This window comes from Sporosarcina pasteurii, from assembly GCF_041295575.1.
GTDB lineage: Bacteria > Bacillota > Bacilli > Bacillales_A > Planococcaceae > Sporosarcina > Sporosarcina pasteurii.
Genome location: NZ_CP160452.1, coordinates 3,224,417 through 3,240,128, shown reverse-complemented (window position 1 = coordinate 3,240,128; position 15,712 = coordinate 3,224,417). Strand labels below are relative to the sequence as shown.

The following is a 15,712-nucleotide window of genomic DNA, read 5'->3' as shown; positions in this document are numbered from 1 at the left end:
TTCTTCTTTCTTTAACGTACACTTTATTTACATGAGATTTGAAATAAACATCGTCGCAATGCCAAAGTAAATTAGTAACGATAAAATATCGTTTATTGTCGTAATGAGTGGACCGGATGCAACGGCTGGGTCTGCTTTTAATTTGTATAGGATTAGCGGAATCACTGTGCCAGCGAGTGTTCCGATGATTAGGGTAGCGAGAAGAGACGCTCCAACTACCAAGCCGAGTGCTAAACTACCACGCCATACATAGGCAATCATTGCGATGAAAATAGCACATGTAATTCCTATAATTATGCCGACTAACAATTCTCGAAATAAAAGCTGACTCGCCTTTTTGAAGTTTAAGTCTTCAGAGACAAGCCCACGGACAACAACAGCAAGTGATTGCGTACCTGTATTCCCTGTCATTCCGGCAATCATGGGCATGAAAAATGCAAGTGCAACGACGGTTTCTAATGTATTTTCAAAACGTTCAATAATTCCGCCTGAGACGAGCCCGATAAATAATAATAAAATTAACCAAGGCATTCTCCTACGAGCGGCAACAAATGGGTTCGTTTGAAAGGTAATTTCCTTACCTGTGGCGAGTAGTTTTTCAATATCTTCATTGGCTTCTTGAACAACGATATCTAAAATGTCATCCACGGTAATGATTCCAACAAGAATATTGTTCTCATCTGTTACGGGTAAAGAAACAAAATCATATCGGCCAATAATTTTTGCAGCTTCTTCCTGTTTTGTTAGACCGTCAATTTTCACAACATTCTTCTCCATAAACATCTCAATGCATTTATTCAAATCAGCGAGTAGCAGGTCGCGGTAAGAAACAACGCCAATTAACTTTTTATCATCGTCAATCACATATAAATAGTTAATATACGCCGCGATATTTCTAAAACTTTTAAGTTTATGAATTGCCTGTTCAACGGTATATGAGTGATGAACCCATATATACCTTGTCGTCATAACTCTCCCTGCTGTTTTCTTAGGATAGCGCATAATACGGCGAAGGATTTCCATCTCTTCTAATTGCATTTTCACAATGAGGTTGTCAATCTCCTTAAGAGAAAGGTCGTCTAACAGGAAAGCCAGGTCATCAACTTCCATTAAATCTAAAATGTCTGTCGCCCGTTTCGGGTCTAATGTTTTCAATACGAGAAGCTGCTCGTCTTTAGATAAATGTCTTAAAAGTCCTGTTACTTCTAATAATGTAAGTAATTCAAGAAACAATGGTTTATGCTTGGTTGGTATATTTTGATAGAGCATTGCTTGATCATATGGTTTTAATTCTTCTATTAATTCACGAAAGATATCCTTTTTACCATCTTTTAATAGTTGTATCGTTCCTCGGGTTAACCCTTCTTTATCATCCTTTTTATTCAATGTATCCACCTCGCTTCTTTTATTCATCCCCCAGTTTAAACGTTTAAAAACATTGATGGAGGAGGTTCTAAATTGAAAAAGAGACGCTTATGGAAATGGATAAGTTTTGTCACTGTACTCGTATTAATTTTAACGATGTATTTTTGGAAGTCGCGTGGAGATGAACATGAAATTGAACCGAGTCCCTCAAAAGAAGCGGTATTTCTTGAATCAACTACACCTGCCGAACAGATAGAACTACATGATGAAGAGCAATTCGATGGGATCAATAAAGTATTACAAGATTCAAGATTGCAAGGTGCAACCACTACAATCAGTATACGTCGCGCATCGGATGGTAAGTTGTTATATGAAAATAACGGTGGTGTTCGGGTTCGACCTGCGTCTGTCATGAAATTATTTACAGCGGCGACCGCATTAGAAAGACTCGGAAGTGATCACGCCTTTAAAACGGCAGTCTATACAGATGGAAAGATTAAAGATGGAATTTTACAAGGAGACATTTATTTAGTTGGACAAGGTGATCCAACTTTAGTGCAAGAAGATTTAACGGCATTCGCAAAAACAGTTAAGGAAAAAGGGATTCATACAATTCATGGGAATTTTTACGGGGATGATACGTGGTATGACACTATTCGTCTGTCTCAAGACTTAAATTGGTCTGATGAACCTTACTACACCGGTGCTCAAATATCTGCGTTAACTTTGTCACCTAATGATGACTATGATGCGGGAACTGTCATTGTTGAAGTATATCCGGGGGCAAAAGCTGGAGAAGAAGCAATGATTGGCTTGTCCCCTAACAATGATTATGTCCATATTAAGAATGAAACGAAAACCGTACAGAAAAAAAGGGACAAGTCTCTTACGGCAGAACGGGTACATGGAACAAATACGATTGTTGTCAAAGGAACGATTCCAGTCGGGGCACAAAAGACAAGAATTTGGGCATCTGTTTGGGAACCCACAACCTATACAGTTCACTTATTTAAAGATACGCTCGAAAAACAAGGCATTCAACTGCCAAAGGTTTACAAAGTGGAGCACAGAGAAAAACCAAAAGGGGCTGTTCAGTTAACTGAAAATAGTTCAATGCCTTTAGAAGAACTGCTCATACCTTTTATGAAACTGAGCAACAACGGGCACGGCGAAGTGTTGGTGAAAGAAATGGGGAAAGTTGTCGGCGGAGAAGGCAGTTGGGACAAGGGACATGTTGTCATGAATGATACCCTCAACAAAATGGGGCTTGAAACAAATACGATGTTATTTCGTGATGGTTCAGGCATGTCACATAAAACACTTGTTACGACAAATGAGGTGACGAAGTTATTGTATGTTGCGCAAGAAAAAAGTTGGTATCCAGCTTTTTTAGAATCCTTGCCGATTGCTGGATATGATGAAAGATTTCAAGGGGGCACACTTCGCTATCGAATGTCAAATACAGTCGCGACTGGAAAAGTACGGGCCAAAACTGGGACGTTAAACGGTGTTACATCATTGGCAGGTTATGTCGAAAAGTCAGATGGAGATGACCTGATTTTCTCTGTTATTATTAATAACCATTTAGACGACTCCACCTATGATGTTATCGATCAAATCGTCGTGATGTTGGCAGGCGATGAGGTCAACTAAAACAATTCCCACCAAATGTGACGATTGGTGGGAATTGTTGATTGTTTATTTATTTGGCTTATAGTTCAGCATGGTAAACATTTCATCAAGTTCTTTTTTCGTCAGGTCACGCCATTGGCCAATTGGTAAATTCCCAAGATGGATGTTGAGAATCCGCGTTCGTTGTAACGTGCGAACTGTATAGCCAAGCGCTGAACACATGCGACGAATTTGTCGGTTTAAGCCCTGCGTCAAGGTAATGTTGAATTTACGAGGGCCTAGTTGGCGAACTTTACAACGTTTTGTCGTTGTGCCAAGAATTTCAACGCCCGACTCCATTTTACGAATAAATTCTTTTGTGATGGGTTTATCGACGGTGACGATGTATTCTTTTTCATGGCCATGTTCTTCACGTAAAATTTCATTGACAATATCTCCGTCATTCGTTAAAAGTAAAAGGCCATTTGAGTCTTTGTCGAGTCTTCCGATATGGAAAATGCGCAGCGGATGATTAACGAAGTCAACGACATTGCCTTCAATATGGCGTTCAGTTGTACTTGTAATGCCAACGGGTTTATTCAATGCGATGTAAACAAGTTCTGTTTCAAGTTGAACTGGTTTTCCGTCTACGCGGACTTCATCGCCTTCATTGACGCGGCTTCCTAACTCGGCGGGTTGCCCGTTAATCGTAATTCGCCCATCTTCAATCCACTTATCAGCCCCGCGTCTTGAAACAATCCCGGCCGAGCTTAAAAATTTATTAATTCGCATCAGTGTCATCCTATCTATTTCCGATATTTTAACATGTGTATAATTTCCTTATTGTTTACATAAGTTTATCTAACCAATTGGTGAAATTCAATTATGGGGTCCTTAACAAACAATGTTGATTTCCGTTCCGGGCGGGTGCTTTTCCAACTTCAGGAGGCAGATGCTCGAGTCATAAGCAAATTAACTGCGTAGCAAAAAACGCTACTCCGTTAATTCGTCTTATGCTTGTCGCATCTAACCGCCTCCTTCAGCTTTCACTATTTCCGTGGGGCCGCGGTAAGCCAATCGCAAAGCGCAGATTGCGATTTGCCGTGTTTCTGCGGTTTTTGCAGAAATTAAGGCATCCTCTAGGATATACCTGCTCCCAAACGCTTCGCTTTTCGGTCGCAAAAGCCGTTCTTCGTTACGGCTTTCGCTAATCCCACCGGAGTCGCCACCCTCCACTCCAGTCAACGAAGATACCATGATACAAGATTATTTAAACATGCTTTTCCCCTAACATTTTTATCACGATTCGAAAGTAATTCAAGTTAGAAAAAAACATTTGTTTTATTTGAATTAACAGAAAGTGTTGACAATTCATTTTTCCTCATTTATGATAAGATCATGAAGTTTTATGAGAGGCAGAAGGTACCGATAGCGGTATCGCCTACGGATAGTTTAGTTGAGATGAGAATAGCTGAGAAATTATTGAATAAGAAGAGTAGCTTAGGGATGCGTTTATAGAGAATCAGTGGGTGGTGAGAACTGATACGCGACCTTTGTGAATGGACTTATGAGAGTCTTTTTGAGTGTATTCAAAAAGAACGTCAATCCTGCGTTAAGGGATGTGTCTTTCGTGTAACTAGTTGTAAAGACACGCAAAGTGGAAGTAGCAATACTTCAACGAGAGGTGGCAACGCGGTCATTCCGTCCTCTGCAATTGGACTAATCTGTCCTTTTGCAGAGGGCTTTTTTTATTTAAAAAAGATGAGATGAGGCGAGTAGAGATGAGTGTAGAGCAGAAGAGTTTACGTACGACAATGAAAAAAATTAATGGGGACTCTTTAACACCCATTTTAATATTTAGAAGGTTGCAAGGTAAGCAGAAGTTTTTATTGGAAAGTAGTGTAAAACATGAGGATTCCGGACGTTATTCATTTATCGGCATGGATCCAATTAAATCTTATTCAGGTAGCGGACGTAAAATAAAAGAGTTCATCTATGCATCAAAAAAGACGTATGTACATGAAGGCGATATTTTTACGCTTTTAAAACGACTCATGCCAAGGATTTCCGATAGTGTTGAGTTTCCTTTTGCTGGTGGAGCTGTCGGGTATGTCAGTTATGGGGCGGGGCGGGATTTAGGAAAAACATTGCACAACGAGTTTGAGGTGCCAGAAGTGTATCTCAATATATTTGAAACGTTGATTGTGTTTGATCATATTTTGAATGAAGTGACGATTGTACGGACGGAAACGGATATTGTGAAAAAGCATGAAAATCTTGAGGAACTTGCAGAGCAAATCCTCTACGGGAAAGAAGTGAAAGATACAGCATTTACGCTAGGTGAGTTTAGTTGTCCACTGTCTCAAAGACAGTTTGAAGACCTCGTGAAAAGAGGGCAACAGTTTATTCGCGCAGGAGAAGTGGAACAAATTGTATTGTCTAGACGATTGGAAGCAGATTTCGAAGGGAATCCTTTTCTGCTGTATCGAAAGTTGCGCAAGCAAAACCCTTCGCCTTATATGTATTACATGGAAATAGGGGATTCCGTGATTGTTGGGGCATCTCCTGAGAGTCTTGTTCGTGTGACAGAAGGAACGATGATGACGAATCCGATTGCCGGGACGAGAAAGCGGACGAAGGATGAGGCCGAAAATCGAAAACTAGAGCGAGAATTAAAGAATGATCCGAAAGAGTTGATGGAACACGATATGCTCGTAGCACTTGGGCGCGAAGAAGCAAAAAAAGTTTGTGAACCGGGAACTGTACAAGTGACGAAGCATAAAGAAGTTGTTCATTATGAGCATGTAATGCATCTCGTATCAGAAGTGGAAGGCCAGTTAGCGCTAGGCTTACATCCGCTCGATGCGTTGACGACTTGTTTGCCGGCGGGCACTGTAACGGGTTCTCCGAAAGAAAGAGCAATGGAATTGATAGATGAGTTAGAAGAAGTGCATCGAGGAATTTACGGTGGTGCAATTGGCTATATCGGTTTTAATGGAAATATAGACTTCGCCCTAACGATTCGAACGATGTTTATTCACCAAGGAAAAGCGTATGTGCAAGCCGGAGCAGGAGTTGTTGAGAAGTCCGAGCCGGCAGCAGAGTTTATGGAAACTGTGAATAAAGCTAAATCCTTATTAGAAGTAGTTGAGTGAAAAGTAGAGTAGAGCAGAGGAGAGATTGAGTTGAGAAAGTTTATTGAAAAGGTTGCTGAAGGGTTCCATTTGTCTTTTGAAGAAATGCAAGAGGCGGCACATGTTTTATTCAATGAACAGACACCAGCAAGCGACATTCGGGATTTTCTAGTTGCTTTGTCCATTAAAGGGGAGACGGCTCAGGAAATCGCAGGACTTGCAACAGTAATGAGGTCTTTTGCAATTCCACTTGGAAGGGCTAAAGGTTCTTTTATGGATAATTGCGGAACAGGTGGAGATGGCGCAAATACGTTTAATATTAGTACAACAGCTTCATTTGTGTTGGCGGGAGCGGGGGCGAAGTTGGCAAAGCATGGGAATCGTAAAGTATCAAGTTCATCTGGAAGTTCAGACGTGCTTGAAGCACTTGGTGTTCGATTGGATTTTACTACGACTGAGTTAAGACATTTATTGGAGACAGAAGGGTTGGCCTTTATTTTTGCCCCTCAAGTGCATCCGAAAATGAAGCGCATCGGCTTAATTCGCGAAGAGATTGGTCAGCGGACAATTTTTAATTTAGTTGGACCCTTAACGAATCCAATGCCACTTGCTTCCCAGTTTACTGGTATAAGTAGGGCCGATTTTGCAATGGAATATGCTTCAGTTCTTGCTATGTTAGGCAGAGAACGGGCCATTGTTGTTTCGGGGGCTGACGGCATGGATGAGGCGTCACTTTCAGGTCAAAACTCTTTTGTTTTATTGGATAAAGGTGACTTGATTCCATTTACAATGACCGCGGATGACGTTGGGTTAAAAGCAGCGCCACTTTCGGCAATTCGCGGTGGGAATGCAAAGGAGAATGCCGAGATTATTCGTTCTGTGCTTAGCGGAGTGCGAGGCCCTCATTTTGATACGGTCGTTTTTAATGCTGGGATCGGATTATTTGCTGACGGTCGTGCTGGAACGATTCAAGAAGGCGTGAAAAAGGCAATCGATAGCATAGTATCTGGTCGGGCATTGAAGAAATTAGAGGCCGTTGTGTCGTTTAGCAGGGAGACGAGAAGAGAGGGCGTGTTGGCATGACAATTTTAGAAAAAATATTGAAGGAAAAGGATAAAGAAGTGGCGCAGTTGCTGGTTGATGTACCGAAAGTAGCGCCAGTGACTGTGAAGCGACCTTCGCTTTTTGAGAAATTGTTAGAAACGGATCGTTTACAAGTGATTGCAGAAATGAAACGTGCTTCTCCTTCAAAAGGAATGATAAAAGAGGGAGCAGACCCGGTCGCGCAAGCTAAGGCGTACGAAAAGTCTGGTGCGGCTTGTATTTCGGTGTTGACTGATACGACCTTTTTTAAAGGTTCCTTTCAAGATTTATCGGATGTTGCGCATGCAGTTGAAACGCCTTTATTGTGCAAAGACTTTGTTGTCCATCCAGTGCAAATTGATCGAGCGAAAGCAGCGGGGGCGTCGGTGGTTTTACTCATTGTCGCTGCCTTAGATGATGAACAATTAGCAGAACTTCATACGTATGCGTTGTCGTTAGGATTGGAAGTGCTCGTCGAAGTGCATGACGTTCATGAATTAACACGTGCATTACAAATCGATGCGACGTTAATCGGCGTGAATAATCGGGACTTAAAAACTTTCGAGGTGGATTTAAAGCGGTCGGAAGAGGTTGCAGCAGCATTTCCATTTCATGATAAACGTGTACTCATTAGTGAGAGTGGGTTGGCAGGAGGTAAAGACGCAGAGCGAGTTGCTGAAGTAGGGGCAAGCGCCGTGTTAGTTGGCGAATCACTTATGCGAAGTGGTTCAGTTGAGGAAGCCATCCAAGCGATGCAAGTTCGATTGCCGGGGAAAGTTAGATGACAAAAGTAAAGATTTGTGGATTAACTGAACAACAGCATATAGAAGCGGCCGTTGAAGCAGGTGTGGATGCAATCGGATTTGTGTTTGCACCAAGTAGTAGACAAATTTCTGTGAATGAAGCGAAGCAACTTAGTGCATTGATTCCAAAAGGCGTTTTAAAAATTGGTGTCTTTGTTAATGCAACGGCAGAAGAACTTCACCACATTTATCAAGAAGTCGGACTGGATTTTATTCAATTACACGGTGAGGAAACGCCAGAATTTATTCGAGAGGTTGGTCTTCCAACGATCAAATCCTTTGCGGTTCGAAAAGCAGAAGATGTGTTGGCAGCAAAGGCGTACGACGTCGATTATTATTTGTTCGATGCACCTGGAACGGTTTATAAAGGCGGAAGCGGCGTTACTTTTGATTGGGCACTTTTGCGAGGTAGTGGTGTTTCTACTGAGAAGCTAATCCTTGCAGGAGGCTTGCGTGCAGAGAATGTACAAGAGGCCATTGAACGTGTGCGGCCGTTTATGGTCGATGTATCAAGCGGAGTAGAGAAAAATAAGAGAAAAGATGGGCTGTTAATGCAAACGTTTATTGAAACAGTTCGAGATGAGGAGAGATGAGCAATGGTAAAAGAAAGAGAAACGATTGAAAAAGCAGGGAGATACGGTAAGTTTGGTGGGCAATACGTACCTGAGACGTTAATGACGGCGTTGAATGAATTGGAAGCGGCATATGATGAGGCGATGGAAGATGCAGCGTTTTTAGCTGAAGTAGATTATTATTTAACGGATTTTGTCGGGAGAGAAACGCCGCTTTATTTCGCGGAGCGTCTTACGAAAGAAGCAGGTGGGGCGAAGATTTATTTGAAACGTGAAGATTTAAATCATACGGGTGCCCATAAAATTAACAATACAATCGGTCAAGCATTGCTTGCGGTACGTATGGGGAAAAAGAAAATTGTCGCTGAGACAGGCGCAGGTCAACACGGAGTTGCGACGGCCACGGTTTGTGCATTATTTGACTTAGAATGTACGATTTTCATGGGGAAGGAAGACATTCGCAGACAAGCACTCAATGTATTTCGGATGGAATTACTTGGCGCCAAAGTTGTATCGGTTGACCAAGGTGCTGGAACGTTAAAAGATGCGGTCAATGAAGCACTTCGTTACTGGGTCACAAATGTGGAAGATACCCATTATATTTTAGGATCTGCACTCGGACCACACCCGTTTCCAAAGATTGTTCGTGATTTCCAACGAGTAATTGGCGTGGAGACGAGACGCCAAATTGTAGAGAAGGAAAATCGGTTGCCTGATGCAGTTGTTGCATGTGTAGGCGGCGGAAGTAATGCAATTGGTATGTTCCATCCTTTTGTGGAAGATGAAGAAGTTGCGTTATACGGCGTAGAAGCGGCAGGCAGCGGGATTTCTACAGGGTTACATTCTGCAGCCATTGCAGATGAAAAAGAAGGTGTCCTGCACGGTGCCTATATGTATGTGTTGCAAGACGAAGACGGATTAATTCAAGAAGCACATTCGATTTCAGCGGGACTCGATTACCCGGCAATTGGGCCAGAACATAGTTATTTACATGATATTGGGAGAGTCAAGTATACTTCCGTAACAGATGAAGGGTCACTTGAGGCGGTTCAATTATTGTCGAAAAAAGAAGGGATTTTGCCGGCACTTGAGAGCGCACATGCGGTTCGCTTTGCAGTACAGCTTGCAGGTGAAATGAAGAAAGATGAAATTGTCGTGATTTGTCTTTCAGGACGTGGGGATAAAGACGTTCAAACAATTAAGGATGCACTTGGAGGGGAAGAGCAATGACAAAACAGTTGTTAACAGATGCGATTGTTCGAAGTGTAGAACTTGGGGGAAAGGCTTTTGTCCCTTATATAATGGCAGGAGATGGAGGGTTAGATAAGCTGAAAAGAGATATTTTATTCCTCCAGGAAAGTGGCGTTACAGCGATTGAGTTAGGCATCCCGTTTTCTGATCCTGTGGCGGACGGTCCTGTGATTCAAGCCGCTGGTGAACGTGCGTTGACACACGGAGTGACGCTACGAAAAGTCCTACAAACCATTCATTCTATTAAAGAAGAAGTGACAGTTCCGCTTGTGTTAATGACGTATTTAAATCCAATCATCCGTTACGGTATTGACCAGTTTGTAGCGGATTGTGTAAGGTCAGGGGTAAGTGGGATTATCGTTCCAGATTTACCGTTGGAGGAAAGTGAATTGTTAAAGCCTGCACTTCAAAAAGGTGAAATTGCGCTGATTCCACTCGTTTCTCTAACTAGCCCGGCTGATAGAATTAAAAAAATCGTTGCTGAAAGTGAAGGTTTTATTTATGCAGTCACCGTAAATGGCATTACAGGTGTAAGAGATGGATTTGGTGATGCACTAGAAACGCATTTGACAAAATTAAAAGACATCAGCCCAGTTCCAGTGCTTGCTGGATTTGGAATATCCACTGTTAAACAAGTGCAAAATATCGGCGCATCCGTTGATGGAGTGATCGTTGGAAGTGCCATTGTTCAAGCGTTATATGAGGAAGAGTATGAGAAAGTAAAATCATTGGTAAATGCCTCTAAACCGATACCTATCGGAAAATAAAAAGTGTTATCAAATAAAGAAGAAGGAAGATCGAGTTTCTTCTATTGAATAGATAAGCTTTCCCCCGCTAGAGAATGTTAGTATGATATTCATGACGAAGTGAAACCTTATCATTTGTCATGCGTACATATATAAAAGGAGTGGGTGGCGTGAATACGGAAATGTTTCGAAAAGAAGTAGAAATGACATATGAAAAAGTGAAATCATTAGCTGGATGGACGGTTGATAAAGATGTTGTATTGACCATTACTTCCTATTACGTCACTTCTGAGCGAGAGTTTAATGCGGAAAGTTTAAATCGGGCAATGGATGCGATTAAAGAAAAAACTGGCTGGTTTTCTCCTTTACGCGGTAACTTACTTCCGATGATTGCTGCATTTATCGATAGACCCGACGTAGTGATTGAAGAAGAGGTGAACCAGTTATTTGATAAACAACGTATGTTACGTTCTGTGGGCTTTCGAAATACGATCCATTCGTATTTAGCGGCACTGCTCATGACGGATGACGAAGACCTGTATGACAATGAAGCGAGACAAGCAAAAGCGTTATTTGTTGAAATGAAAAAACGACATTATTTTTTAACATCTGATGATGATTATGCTTATGCAGTTTTACTTGGCAATAGAGGGTTTAATCCTGTCGAACATGCAAAAGCAATGCGGTTATACTATGATACGCTTCGTAAACAAGGATTTCGCGGTGGCAATGAATTGCAATGGATGTCTCAAGTGTTGACATACATTGAAGCATCTTTTCAAGAGGCAAACGTTTTAAGGGCGCATGAAATTACAAACTTTTTAAAAGAGAAAGCGAAAGTTCGACAAGTTCATTACCCGATGATTGGATTTCTAACAGTATTCGGTATACAAAATACAGAGCTAAAGAAAATTTTAGATTTAACCCAGTCGCTGGAGGAAACCAAAATCCTGAAATGGAAGAGAGATATGGCCCTCTCGATTGCAATCGGCTATGTTTTAAATGAAATCATTGAAAATCAGACAACCCTAAGTGTAAGTCTTGCAACTTCTACGGAGCTGATTATTCAAGCTCAGCAAGCGATTATGGCTGCAACGATTGCCGCAATGGCTTCGTCTGCGGCAACGAACTCCTCAAACTCATAAAAAATAACACCCACAAACGAACAGGTCTCTTAGAAAAGAACTAAGTAGATATGTTATGTGGCAGACATTAGTCCCGTTATCGTATAGATAACGGTTTTTTTTCGTTAATTTACCTATGAACGACAAAAAAGATATAGGAGAAAAATGATTTATTAATTCGAGGTAAATCTTATACCATCAACGTTTGCCGTATTATTAGTAATTTACAAATGATTTAAATAAATATAATTACTATAAAATGGAGTTGTCAATTTCAAATTTCTGTAGTATAGTGCAAGTAGTTTGATATTCTGAAAATTTATTATAGGCAAAACTATATGCTATTTAAGTGATTTTTACCTTAGGAGGAATTTTTCTTAGGAGACATGGTTTAGGAAATCGAGAATCTCCGCACATCGTTTAGCATCACAATAGAATAATAAGTAACAAAGGATGCTGTTTCCTTGGAAATCACACTAGAAAAAGTACTTGTAATCATTGAAGAGTTAGTACTTTAGGATTATGTTGCTGTGCAGGAAATGAAGATAGGTTACAACCATCCAGAAAAACCGATGATGGAATTGTCTATTTCAATGTGACGATTAGTCGCATTTAAATGCACTTTCATAAAACTGATAATTTAAAAACTTCTAGTTTTTATAAGTTTATGGTGCTATATTAATTCAGAACAAGAGAATCGGATTTGGGTTAATAATCATAAAGAATTATTAGTATAGTTCGAAGTATCTTGACGATTTGCGGGGATACTGATTAAATGCAGAAAGTAATGGGTCTATATTCATATCAAGATTAATAATCAGGTTATTCCATCGATTGGATTTCATTTGATGGTTTTATTTTATAAAGAAGATAAATGTATCTACCAGTGTCGTTACGAAAAACAGAAAAATACTTATATAAATAAAATTCTTTTAAAGCAGTTTATTCATAATGAAATCCTCTAAAGCCAAACTGAAACAATTGTTCAGAGGTGATTTTATATGAAGACAGTGATGAAGATTAATATTTTACGATAGTGGTTGATTTAATTGACAATCGTATCGTAACTGACATACATGATTGAATTTGGACTTAATTTTAGTTTGGACGGTGGTTAAAGTGTCGAATCGTATTCTTGAGATTAAAAATTTGACAACATCATTTCGGATTGGCGATGAGTACTATCCGGCGGTCGATGATGTTTCACTTACAGTAAATAAAAATGAAGTATTAGCCATCGTTGGAGAATCGGGATGCGGAAAGAGTGCTTTGGCGTTCTCTATTATGGGGCTCCATCGTCATGCAAAAATCGATGGTGAAATTATGTATAATGGTCAAAATTTAAATGGCATGTCTCCAGAGCAATTAAATAAATTAAGAGGTAGTTCAATGGGAATGATTTTCCAGGATCCTTTAACTGCCTTAAATCCATTAATGATTATTGGCCAACAAATCGATGAAGTTCTTTATTTACATAATCGATCCATGTCACCTGCTAAGCGAAAAGAACAGGTATTGTCTCTGCTGGATAAGGTAGGGATTCTTTATCCCGAAAGAACATATGAACAATTTCCACATGAATTATCGGGTGGTATGAGACAAAGAATTATTATAGCGATTGCAATCGCGAATAATCCAGGCCTTTTAATAGCAGATGAACCGACAACGGCGTTAGACGCAACAATACAATCACAAATTTTAGATTTAATTAATCAATTAAAAGAAAATATGCAAGCTGGGATTGTGTTAATTACACATGACTTAGGTGTCGTAGCTGAAATTGCTGACAGGGTCGCGGTTATGTATGCGGGGCAAATTGTTGAAATTGCAGATGTGCATACTTTGTTTGAAAATCCGTTACATCCTTACACGAAATCATTATTAAACTCAATTCCATCATCAGTTGCACCGAAGTCAGAGTTGCATGTCATTCAAGGAATTGTACCGTCTTTGCAAAACTTGCCTAGAAAGGGTTGCCGTTTTAGTGCAAGAATCCCATGGATAGACGAATCGAAACATGCAGAAGACCCTACTTTAAATGAAGTAGAGCCAGGGCACTTTGTTCGTTGTACATGCTATAAAGATTTTTATTTACCAAGTGAAAGGGAGGATGGACATCATGGCATATCTTGAGGTAAATGATTTAAAGGTCCATTTTCCAATTAAGGGCGGTATTCTAGGAAGAACAGTTGACCATGTTAAAGCGGTAGATGGTGTTTCACTACGTATTGAAAAAGGAATGACCTATGGATTAGTCGGAGAGTCAGGGTCAGGCAAGTCGACGACAGGTCGTGCGATTATGGGCTTAAACCAAATCACAGAAGGTAATATTATTTTAAATGGTAAAGATGTAACAAAGGAAAGAGGAACGAGAGAAGCATTCCGAAAAGAAGTACAAATGATTTTTCAGGATCCTTACTCGTCTTTGAATCCTCGTAAACGCGTTTATGACATATTGGCAGAGCCGCTACGTAATTTTCAGAAATTATCGAAAGAGGAAGAGAATAAAAGAATCCATGAATTATTAAAAACAGTTGGGCTCAGTCCAGAAAGTATACATAAATATCCGCACCAATTTTCTGGTGGGCAAAGACAAAGGATTGGGATTGCACGTGCAGTGGCATTACAACCCAAACTAATCATTGCCGATGAACCAGTCTCTGCACTAGATGTATCTGTACAAGCACAGGTTCTTAACTTTATGCAAGAGATTCAAAAACAGTACGGATTAACCTATATTTTTATCGGACATGATTTAGGTGTCATTAGACATGTTTGTGACCGAATTGGGATTATGTACAAAGGTAGATTTGTGGAAGAAGGAAATACCGATGAAATTTTTAATAATCCGCAACATATATACACAAAGCGATTGGTATCAGCGATTCCTGATATTAATCCTAGAAATCGTCAAAGACAAATTGACCTTCGTGCACAAGTTAAAAAAGAGTATGAAGAATCGTATGATAAATACTTTGATGAAGATGGATCTGTTTATCCATTACAACGAATTTCAGAAACGCATTTAGTCGCGTTACCAAGGCGGGGTGAGTAATTATGTGGAAGTTTATTGTACGGCGTGTACTCATCATGATTCCGCAATTAATTTTATTGAGTATTTTAATCTTTTTTCTAGCAAGTATGATGCCGGGAGATGCGTTATCAGGGCAAATCGACCCTAGTTTAGACTATCAAACAATCGAAAAGAAACGTGAAGAACTCGGATTTAACGACCCGTGGTATCAACAATATGGCCGATGGGTGTCTGGTGTCGTTCAAGGCGATTTTGGCATGTCATTTAGACATAAGGTGGAAGTAACGGAACTACTATCTGAACGGATGACGAATACATTATGGCTATCGCTACTTTCGTTAATTATTACCTATCTCATTGCAATTCCACTTGGGATTATTAGTGGCCGTTATAATGATCGCTTAGCGGATCAATTCATTACTGGCTATACATATATTGGATTTGCAACGCCGTTATTTATTTTTGCATTATTAATGGTTTGGTTTTTTGGTTTCCATTTGGATTGGTTTCCGACAGGCGGAAGTGTAAAACCTGGAACAGAACCAGGATCATTTGCTTACATTATCAGTAAACTACACCATATGTTACTGCCTGCTCTATCGATGGCATTAATTGCAACAGTAGGAACTGTTCAATATTTACGAAGTGAAATTATAGATACGAAACAAAAAGATTTCATTCTCACTGCAAGAGCAAAGGGAGCGTCCGAGTCTAGGATATATAATCGTCATATTTTCAGAAATGCATTACTACCAATTGCAGCCTTTTTCGGTTATGAAATGGCAGGGTTAATTGGCGGTTCGATTTTCGTTGAGACGATTTTTAGTTACCCAGGAATGGGACAACTATTTTTAGACTCTATTAATCTACGAGATTATTCTGTAGTTACAGCGACGGTATTACTCTTCGGCTTAGCTGCAATTCTTGGGTCATTAATTTCAGATATTGTATTAAGTCTGGTAGACCCACGAATTCGGATTAAATAATAC

13 protein-coding genes and 1 other annotated feature are annotated in these 15,712 nt (G+C 40.1%); of the genes, 11 read left to right on the top strand and 2 right to left on the bottom strand.

Annotated features, from left to right (window positions below; all coding sequences use genetic code 11):
- Window positions 1-27: 27 nt before the first annotated feature.
- Window positions 28-1,413 carry a magnesium transporter gene (mgtE, locus tag AB1H92_RS15785; RefSeq protein ID WP_115363848.1) on the bottom strand — a complete coding sequence of 462 codons (1,386 nt, stop codon included), beginning with the start codon at window positions 1,411-1,413 and terminating at the stop codon, window positions 28-30.
- A gap of 45 nt (window positions 1,414-1,458) precedes the next feature.
- On the opposite strand from mgtE, the gene dacB reads away from it, so the two are divergent.
- Entirely contained in the window at window positions 1,459-3,018 is a 1,560-nt protein-coding gene (gene dacB, locus AB1H92_RS15780) for a D-alanyl-D-alanine carboxypeptidase/D-alanyl-D-alanine-endopeptidase (protein ID WP_115363846.1), read from the top strand.
- A gap of 45 nt (window positions 3,019-3,063) precedes the next feature.
- Here dacB and rluF read toward each other — a convergent pair whose 3' ends face one another.
- Window positions 3,064-3,768, bottom strand: coding sequence for a 23S rRNA pseudouridine(2604) synthase RluF (gene rluF / locus AB1H92_RS15775; protein ID WP_115363844.1), 705 nt, complete (start codon window positions 3,766-3,768; stop codon window positions 3,064-3,066).
- A gap of 681 nt (window positions 3,769-4,449) precedes the next feature.
- Window positions 4,450-4,688, top strand: a binding site (T-box leader).
- Window positions 4,689-4,757: 69 nt separating this feature from the next.
- Between rluF and AB1H92_RS15770 the strand changes: the two genes are divergently transcribed.
- The 10 genes from AB1H92_RS15770 (at window position 4,758) to opp4B (ending at window position 15,709) form a co-directional block, all read left to right on the top strand.
- Window positions 4,758-6,131, top strand: coding sequence for an anthranilate synthase component I family protein (locus AB1H92_RS15770; protein WP_115363840.1), 1,374 nt, complete (start codon window positions 4,758-4,760; stop codon window positions 6,129-6,131).
- A 30-nt stretch (window positions 6,132-6,161) separates the two neighbouring features.
- Entirely contained in the window at window positions 6,162-7,193 is a 1,032-nt protein-coding gene (gene trpD, locus AB1H92_RS15765) for an anthranilate phosphoribosyltransferase (protein ID WP_115363838.1), read from the top strand.
- Window positions 7,190-7,978: an indole-3-glycerol phosphate synthase TrpC gene (gene trpC / locus AB1H92_RS15760; protein WP_115363837.1), complete on the top strand. Its 789-nt coding sequence runs from the start codon at window positions 7,190-7,192 to the stop codon at window positions 7,976-7,978. The genes trpD and trpC overlap by 4 nt, the downstream gene beginning before the upstream one ends.
- Window positions 7,975-8,589 carry a phosphoribosylanthranilate isomerase gene (locus AB1H92_RS15755; protein ID WP_115363835.1) on the top strand — a complete coding sequence of 205 codons (615 nt, stop codon included), beginning with the start codon at window positions 7,975-7,977 and terminating at the stop codon, window positions 8,587-8,589. Before trpC ends, AB1H92_RS15755 begins: the two co-directional genes overlap by 4 nt.
- Window positions 8,590-8,592: 3 nt before the next feature.
- Window positions 8,593-9,798 carry a tryptophan synthase subunit beta gene (gene trpB, locus AB1H92_RS15750; RefSeq protein ID WP_115363833.1) on the top strand — a complete coding sequence of 402 codons (1,206 nt, stop codon included), beginning with the start codon at window positions 8,593-8,595 and terminating at the stop codon, window positions 9,796-9,798.
- Window positions 9,795-10,586: a tryptophan synthase subunit alpha gene (gene trpA / locus AB1H92_RS15745; RefSeq protein WP_115363831.1), complete on the top strand. Its 792-nt coding sequence runs from the start codon at window positions 9,795-9,797 to the stop codon at window positions 10,584-10,586. The genes trpB and trpA overlap by 4 nt, the downstream gene beginning before the upstream one ends.
- 149 nt (window positions 10,587-10,735) lie before the next feature.
- A complete protein-coding gene (locus AB1H92_RS15740) occupies window positions 10,736-11,710 on the top strand; it encodes a DUF4003 family protein (RefSeq protein ID WP_166739568.1) in 975 nt (324 codons plus the stop codon).
- Window positions 11,711-12,808: 1,098 nt separating this feature from the next.
- Window positions 12,809-13,822 (top strand): ABC transporter ATP-binding protein, encoded by a 1,014-nt coding sequence (locus AB1H92_RS15735; RefSeq protein WP_115363827.1) that lies wholly within the window; start codon window positions 12,809-12,811, stop codon window positions 13,820-13,822.
- The gene (locus AB1H92_RS15730) at window positions 13,809-14,744 is read left to right on the top strand and encodes an ABC transporter ATP-binding protein (protein WP_115363825.1); all 936 of its coding nucleotides are present in this window, start codon (window positions 13,809-13,811) and stop codon (window positions 14,742-14,744) included. The genes AB1H92_RS15735 and AB1H92_RS15730 overlap by 14 nt, the downstream gene beginning before the upstream one ends.
- 2 nt (window positions 14,745-14,746) lie before the next feature.
- Window positions 14,747-15,709 (top strand): oligopeptide ABC transporter permease, encoded by a 963-nt coding sequence (gene opp4B, locus AB1H92_RS15725; protein ID WP_115363823.1) that lies wholly within the window; start codon window positions 14,747-14,749, stop codon window positions 15,707-15,709.
- The last annotated feature ends 3 nt before the right edge of the window (window positions 15,710-15,712 follow it).